Annotated in this window: 7 protein-coding genes, 2 tRNA genes and 1 pseudogene; 7 read left to right on the top strand and 3 right to left on the bottom strand. The window is 65.6% G+C overall.

Annotated elements, in window-relative coordinates; translation table 11 throughout:
- Positions 1 to 326: 326 nt before the first annotated feature.
- Positions 327 to 2,042 (bottom strand): AIPR family protein, encoded by a 1,716-nt coding sequence (locus tag IF30_RS0139595; RefSeq protein ID WP_158835951.1) that lies wholly within the window; start codon positions 2,040 to 2,042, stop codon positions 327 to 329.
- A 663-nt stretch (positions 2,043 to 2,705) separates the two neighbouring features.
- Between IF30_RS0139595 and IF30_RS46125 the strand changes: the two genes are divergently transcribed.
- From IF30_RS46125 to IF30_RS0139565, 7 genes and pseudogenes are all read left to right on the top strand, one after another.
- Positions 2,706 to 3,665 (top strand): nuclease-related domain-containing protein, encoded by a 960-nt coding sequence (locus tag IF30_RS46125; RefSeq protein WP_078892056.1) that lies wholly within the window; start codon positions 2,706 to 2,708, stop codon positions 3,663 to 3,665.
- Positions 3,666 to 3,682: 17 nt separating this feature from the next.
- On the top strand, positions 3,683 to 4,186 hold the full coding sequence (locus IF30_RS0139585; protein WP_037902895.1) for a GGDEF domain-containing protein: 504 nt from the start codon (positions 3,683 to 3,685) through the stop codon (positions 4,184 to 4,186).
- 284 nt (positions 4,187 to 4,470) lie between these two features.
- Positions 4,471 to 4,656, top strand: a complete 186-nt coding sequence (locus IF30_RS0139580; RefSeq protein WP_030247779.1) for a hypothetical protein — start codon at positions 4,471 to 4,473, stop codon at positions 4,654 to 4,656.
- Between the two features lie 72 nt (positions 4,657 to 4,728).
- A pseudogene (locus IF30_RS50025) lies at positions 4,729 to 4,940 on the top strand (replication initiation protein); the annotation flags it as partial.
- Entirely contained in the window at positions 4,933 to 5,157 is a 225-nt protein-coding gene (locus tag IF30_RS0139575; protein ID WP_030247777.1) for a helix-turn-helix domain-containing protein, read from the top strand. The pseudogene IF30_RS50025 and the gene IF30_RS0139575, both read left to right, overlap by 8 nt.
- Entirely contained in the window at positions 5,157 to 6,293 is a 1,137-nt protein-coding gene (locus IF30_RS0139570) for a tyrosine-type recombinase/integrase (protein WP_030247775.1), read from the top strand. The genes IF30_RS0139575 and IF30_RS0139570 overlap by 1 nt, the downstream gene beginning before the upstream one ends.
- Positions 6,294 to 6,544: 251 nt before the next feature.
- Entirely contained in the window at positions 6,545 to 6,955 is a 411-nt protein-coding gene (locus IF30_RS0139565) for a hypothetical protein (protein WP_158835948.1), read from the top strand.
- Positions 6,956 to 7,012: 57 nt separating this feature from the next.
- Here the strand turns inward: IF30_RS0139565 and IF30_RS0139560 are convergent.
- Positions 7,013 to 7,084: transfer RNA gene (locus IF30_RS0139560), tRNA-Val, on the bottom strand.
- A 192-nt stretch (positions 7,085 to 7,276) separates the two neighbouring features.
- Positions 7,277 to 7,348 (bottom strand) — tRNA-Val (locus tag IF30_RS0139555).
- Positions 7,349 to 7,358: the final 10 nt, after the last annotated feature.

The following is a 7,358-nucleotide window of genomic DNA, read 5'->3' as shown; positions in this document are numbered from 1 at the left end:
CCACCCGCCCCCGCCCGGCCGTCCCCGACCACCGGCCGCCCCGTTCGGCCGTAACCCGAGGGCAGAACTGCCGAGGGCCGGTCCAGGAGGCTTACCTCCTGGACCGGCCCTCGGGCGCTGGTGGGCGCGGACGGTTTCGAACCGCCGACATCTGCTTTGTAAGGCTTGGCGTGGGCCCCCGCCCTGACCTGCACCGCGCCCGGCCTGCCAGTTCCCCGCTCGTCACACCGCCGGCGCCCGCAACTGACCGCCACGTACCGCCTGATCTGGCACGGCTATGGCACAGCCAGATCAGTATCGCTGCCCCTCAGCCAGTGCGCTCCCCACTAAGCTTCTAGAACATCGCCGAGGATTCCGAGAACCAGGTGCTTCGTAAAAGGCTGCCGCTTAGTAGCATCGGACATGGAGATATTAGAGCTCGCCGTAAATGAGTCAAGCTCCACCTTTACCTTAGTCACGGCAGACTCCAGCTCCACTTCAGAGAATTGATGATTCTCTTCAGCCAATGCTTCGACATCTCGCCAATGTGAAGGGCTCCTTCCCAGGATTTCGACCGCAAGAGCAAAAGCTACGAACGGCGCAAGATGACGCCGGTCGGCGTAACGAGTCTGCGAGCGTGATGACTGAAGATACTCATCTACCCGGCGAAGCACGCTGGCAGACCAGTAGAAGAGCTGTGGACTCGCCGTCGGATCGAAGGCCTGTCGATAGCGAGCATCTTCAGCCAGCAGTGAGTTCGGCTTACCTCGGGCAACCTCAGGCCGGCCGTAGGCAATGGCGTACATAGCCTGACCGAGGTAAGGAATGCTAATGATCCTCGCCGGATCCTTTCCGAGGTTCCTGTAGTAACCCTTCCTTCGATCATAGAAAAGCCCCTTTGCGCCGAAGTACGCCTCGATCCTCCGTTGAATTTCATCTGTTGCGCGCAAGGAGGCGTCAGGAACCGGGGTCTGGCGGTTTGTCGCACGAATGATCTTATCCCGGACTGCATCGTCGCTGGCCTTGATGACGCGAACCAGGATCTTGCGATCACCGCCCGCCGGAGCAAATTCTCCGGCTTCGGCGGACTCCTTGAACCAATTATGGATGGTATGCGATGTTTGCAGCCCGTTGACGATCTGAATATTCTTCAGGGCGAACGTTTTTCCCACACTATGCGCCTCGTCACAGACAATCGTCACACCATTGTTGAGCCACCAGAATTCCGGCCCGTCGGCCTCGCGCAGCGACCCCAAGATCTCCTTATTGACGGCCACCTGGCCTTGATAATCCCGGACGTTGGCCTCAAATAGGTGGCGCCTCAGGGTAAACGACTCATCGGAGATCAGCTTGACGAAGCTAGAAAGCTTTGCAAGCGCAACATAAGACTCACCACTGGTAAGCACCTCGTCACACTCAAGCGTAATCGTCTCCGCCTGACGCGTGTCGTACATGCGCCAAAGCTCTTCCGCGCCAAGCATCTCGACTACAACACTGGCCGAAGGAAGCTTCTGGAGAATGTCTTCTCGGAGCCTTTCGGCCCGGTCGCTCACATTAACGTTAATCTCGCTAGCCAGGCCACGGCAACCGACAATCACTCGCACATTCACCTTTGGGCGCCTGACAAGGAGATTCCGATAGGCCTTTCGGAAAACGTGAAACTTCTCGCGCACCTGGTCATTGAGCTCACTAGCCAGCGAGTCAAGGTCGCACGCAAGGTCCAGAACAGACGGAAGAACGGACTGAAGCGCCGAGATTGTCGCCTGGGTAAAGCTTTTTGAGAACTTCGACTGCACAACATAGAGCGTCAGCTCCAGGCCTTCGGGGAGTTCCTTTGCAGCCTGAGGGTCTTCAACAACCTGATGGTCAAGCGGAAGAATGCTCCCCTCAAGGAGGGAGTAAATGGCGTCCACGCCGCCATCGTTAGAGCCATCAACAATTCCGTCACTAATGGCGTCAAGCGTAACCTCCTTCTCTCGTAGAAGAAGCCACGCAAGAAACACTTCCCACGCATCGCTGTCCCTCATGTGAGCAGCGTTCTGCTCCTTCCACTGCTCGTACACGGTGGTGATGAGTGTCTGTGCACCTGACAAAACTGTCCTCCGGTGGGGATCCACAGCGTGGGGCGAGCCTCAGATTTTGGCACGATGCCTACTGCCCTGTCGCCCACTTTGCGCATATTGCAGAAATCATCTCAGCTTGGCACCGTCAAGCGGCTAGACTGGGCGGTTTGTGTACCGGCGCGGGCGGGGGAGCGGTTTTGGCCGGTGTCCTGCCTGGTTTGGGGTCGAGCATGATCGGGGGGCCGTAAGCTGTTGCGACTCGGTCAGGGCTTTTGGGCCTGACCGCAATTTGGCCGAGTGGCCCCCCGTTCTTGCTCGACTCGGGTCCCAAGCCTGGGAGGTGGGTAAAACCGTGGAGCCGCCCGACCCCAGCCACGACGGGCTCTAACCTCGGCACCCTCCCGGCCGCACGCTCGACGTGCGCGGCCCGCCGCCGCCGAAGCGGGGCGGAGACAGGAGCGACGGCGAGCGGCCTGGGCCGCGCGCTGGCGCGCTGTGCGCGCCCTTAAACCCGTGGAGAAGATTTTTACGCACTCCCCTCCCCTCACCCCCGCCACCTGGCCCTCCGACCGAGCCGGTCTGGCTGGCTGGTCCTCCGAGTTCCTGCTGATCGGTACGTGGGCATGCTGATCCCGTGTCAGGGAGGACCGGCAAGGGGGATGCATGACGGACCTGGTAATCAAGCCGTGGCGGGTGCCTGGCAAGGAGCGTCTCTACGTCAATAAGGCGGGCGCCCGCGGCGATTCGGTGGCCTGGCTGGACTGCAAGACCGGGGTGGTTACGGTCGAGGTTTCGGAGTTCGAAGCCTCTGCGCTGGCCAAGGTTGCAGAGTGGTGTGGGTCCTCAGGCAGCCACGTGCCACCGCGCACCGTCAAGCACCGAGGAGAGAAGAGCCAGCCGACCAAGGCAGCTCCGGCCAAGGCAACCCCAGCTCGTGTGCCGCAACCGCGGGCGGAGGTCCCGTTCCTGCCCCCGATGCGGGAGGAGGACGACCTCGCGCAGAACCTCCCCGGCGCTGGGTTGAAGAGCCTGGTGCGCGCGGGCGAGGAGAAGTACAAGCTGCTCGTCCGGCTGGCGGCCAAGCTCTCCCGTCAACGCCTCGGTGATTCGAGCACGGTCCGGGGACTGGAGGGCGAACAGATCGTAGGCTCCCGGCTGGGGGCGCTGAAGACCGCCGGCCGGAAGGTTCTGCACGGGGTGCCGCTGCCGTCCGGGTCCGATATCGACCACGTGGTGATCGGGCCGCCGGGTGTCTTCACGGTCAACTCAAAGCACCACCCGGGCGCCACTGTGTGGGTCGGCGACAAGGTCGTGAAGGTCAACCGCAACGGCTTCCCGTACCTGGAGAACTCCGAGTTCGAGGCGAACCGAACCGCCAGGCTACTGACCGAATGGTGCGGCTTCGACGTCCCCGTTCATCCTGTCATCGCCATCGTCGGCGCCCAGAAGATCACGCTCGGCGCGGAGCCCGGAGTGACGGTCGTCGACGGCGAGCAGATCGCCTCCGTCCTGCCCTCCCGGCCGGCCGTGCTGTCGCCGAACCGAGTGGACCGGGTCTTCACCATCGCCCGCCACCGCTACGTCTGGAGTCAGATAGGCAAGCGCGGCAGGAAGCCCCGCTGACTCAGCTGGCCTGCGGCATGTCGAGGAGCGTCCGCCCGTCGTGTGTCCGGACGTGCGGCGCCCGCCGTGACCCGCTCACCGGGCTCCGCGCGCGCGACGGCTTCACCGCCCGCGCCCACCGGCTGACCCACCGCCACCCGGACGGCGCCGCGGTGCTGCTGATCGACCTGGACGACTTCAAGGCCACCAACGACACCTACGGCCACGTCGCCGGCGATGCGGTGATCACCGCCACGGCCGCCCGCCTGTCCGCTTGGTGCGGCCGTCCCGGCATCGCCGCCCGCCTCGGTGGGGACGAGTTCGCCGCCGCCGTCCTGGACGCCCCCGCGCGCCTTCCCGAACTCCGCACGGCCCTCAACCAGTCGGTTCCGTACGCCGGTTGCATGCTCCCGGCCTCCGCCTCGGTGGGCATCTGCCCCGTCACCGAGCTGCCGGTCGTCTCGCTCACGGACGCGCTCGCCTCCGCCGACCGGGACATGTACGCGCACAAGCGCGACGGCCGTACCTCCCGCCGTCGCTGACATCGAGTTGTGTGCGGCTGGCTCTGGCGGGCCTTCCGAAGACTCTCAACTGAGCCCAGTCGTCGGTTAGGTCCCGGGCGCTACCCGGGCCACCCCCAGACAGACCAGGGAGACGCCTGTTTCTACAGAGCTGGATTCCCCTGCAGCCGGCCGCACGGCAGGACCGTAACGCGCACCACCGACAAGCAAGACCGGCCTCGGGGCGGCAACATGCCGCCAAGCATCCCGCCGCCCCGAGGTCGCAACCCCTTCCCGAACCGAAGCCCACGAAAGAGAGCACCATCATGCCGCAGCACAGCCACGCCCCGACCCGTATCTGCCCGAACTGCTCGGGTCACGCCACCGCGCACATCGCCACCGGTGTGCGCCTGCGCGACGGATCCCGCGCCACCGTCCCGGTCACCTGCCCGACCTGCCACGGCACCGGCAGCGTCACCCGCCCGCTGGCCACCGCCGCCAAGGCGGCCTGACCAATGGCTCTCCTCGACTGGCGCGACTCCAAGCACTGGGCCGCCAAGCCCGCCCCCTGCGGCGTCTGCGACACCCTCGGAGCCCTCCGCGACGCCCGCACTGCTGGCGCCGCGCGCAGACCCTCGAACGCCTCCACGGCCCCGACACCCCGGCCACCGACGACACCACGCTCGTCCTCGCCCACTGGGTCTTCGCCGGCCTCGGCCTCACCCGCGGTGAAGCCTGGCTCACCCAAGCGCTGCAACCCGCACCCGGCACGGAAGGAGAACCGACCCATGACTGACCGCCTGCTGACCGCCGCGCAGGCCGCCGAACTGCTCGGCACCTGGGAGACCAGCGGGGAACGGTTCCCCCGCCGGTTGATCGCCGAACGACGCATCGCCTACGTCAAGGTCGGCCACCACGTGCGCATCCCCGCCTCGGCCATCGACGCGTTCATCGCCGAACGGACCGTGCAGCCCGTGGCTTCCCGCCGTCGTCCGGCCCGGAAGGTGGCGTGATGGCCAACTCCAGGGGCAACCGTCGACGCTTCGGCTCGGTCCGCCAACTCGCCTCCGGCCGGTGGCAGATCCGCTATCCCGACCCGGTCACCGGCCTGATGCGGCCCGTTGAGCAGACCTACCCCACCAGGACGGACGCCGATGTCGCGCTCACGCTCATCAAAGCCGACATCAAGCGCGACCGGTGGAGCGACCCGGACGCCGGGAAGGTCAAGCTCGGCGACTTTGCCGCGGCCTGGCTGCGGGACCGTAAGTTGGAGGAGAGCACGCGCGAGCTGTACGCCGTCACCCTCCGCCAGTACATCCAACCCGGCCTGGGGCACCGTATGCTCTCCGAGATCACTCCGGCACGGGTGCGCTCCTGGCGGTCCGCGCTCCTGGAGGACGGGGCCGGCGAGCCCTCGGTGGTCAAGGCGTACCAACTGCTGCGGGCCATCATGAACACCGCCCTCGATGACGAGTCGATCCAGCGCAACCCGTGCCGGATCAAGGGCGCCGACACCTACGATGTCCCGGAGCGGCCGGTCCTGTCCGTCGCCGAGGTGTTCGCCGTAGCCGACGCGATCGGGCCGCGCTGGCGGGCCCTGATGCTGCTGACCGCGTTCACCACGCTCCGCTTCGGCGAGTTGGCGGCTCTTCGACGGCGGGACGTCGACCTGGCGAACCGGCTCGTCCGAGTGCAACGCAATCAGGCAGAGCTGAACTCCGGGCGCCTCTACGACAAGGCGCCCAAGAGCCGCGCCGGCTTCCGGCCGGTGGCCTTCCCCGTCGAGATCGTGGACGACCTGGCACACCACCTCGACCGGTACGCTGGCCCCGGCTCGGACGGGCACCTTTTCATCGGGCCCCGCGGCGGCAAGCTCCGCCGGAGCAACTTCCGGGACGACTGGATCCGGGCCCGCACGGCCGCCGGGGTGAGTAAGGATGCCCACTTCCACGACCTCCGCCACACCGGGAACACCCTCGCCTCACAGAACGGGGCCAGCACTCGCGAGCTCATGACCCGGATGGGCCACAGCAGCGCCCGGGCCGCGCTGATCTATCAGCACATGACCAGCGACCGGGACCGGGCCATCGCCGACCGCATGGGCGAAGCCGTCCGCCAAGCACTTGGTGGCCAAGAAACAACGGCGTAGGAACCTGCCGGGCAGAGGACATTGGAGCAAGTAGCGCTAGGGAATCGGCCGAGGGCCAGTTCATGAGGATCATGCCTCTGAGCTGGTCCTTTGCAGTGCTGCATGCTCCGCGAGTCATCCGTTCGGCCGTCTGAACTCGGCCTGCTTATACACCACGCAAACCGCTCGTGGACTGCCATCGCCCATTCTCAGTCGGGGCCCTATAGAGAGGCACGATCCTGGCGCCACCTATCTGGCCTAAGGCGGTACTGATGTCAGTGCATGTGTGCCACAGCACAGTGGAAGCGATCGAAGCACGTGTCGACCATCACGGGGGTGCGGTCATCATCCGCAACTCGCTTGTTCGGTCCCTAGAGGGCAAGGAACGTCTGAAGATGGTCCGTCTAAAGCAGGTCTTCACCATGCTGTCCGCCCGCGGGCTGGACTGCTATCCCCGCATTCCTACGTTCTCCAACGAATGGTCGAGCTTCTTGGTCTATCGCCGTGATCTGCTCACGGTCGACCTTGTGGCTGCGGCGAGTGAGGAAACCACCAGGACGGCCGTCGAATGCGTACTCAAGGCCCGAAGCAGCTCCCCCTGGAACTCCACCACGCCTAGCACAGAGGCGCTGCGCTCTGCGGTCAGGACTCTTGGCGAGAAGAAGCTGTCCCGAACCACATAGGTGGTCGTGACGGGTTGGATCTGGCACGGGGGTGGCACGGCTGGCCCTTCTCTGCTGTGGGCGCGGACGGTTTCGAACCGCCGACATCTGCTTTGTAAGAGCAGCGCTCTACCACTGAGCTACGCGCCCCCGGTCGTGGCCCCGCGGGCGCACGACGAGTGCCTAGGGTACCTGGTCCCGCGGGTGGTGTGGGCCAGGTGCGGGGACGGGACAGGGACGGGACGGGGCGGGTGGGGGGTGAGCAGGGCGAGACGGAGGGGGGAGAACGGCCGGGGGCCCTTTTGGGCGCTTTTCCCCCCCCAAGCTGGCCCTTCTCTGCTGTGGGCGCGGACGGTTTCGAACCGCCGACATCTGCTTTGTAAGAGCAGCGCTCTACCACTGAGCTACGCGCCCCCGGTCGTGG

This window comes from Streptomyces sp. NRRL S-350, assembly GCF_000719705.1.
Lineage (GTDB): Bacteria > Actinomycetota > Actinomycetes > Streptomycetales > Streptomycetaceae > Kitasatospora.
The sequence above is the reverse complement of the archived record's forward strand: the minus strand, read 5'-3'. Positions and strand labels throughout refer to the sequence as shown.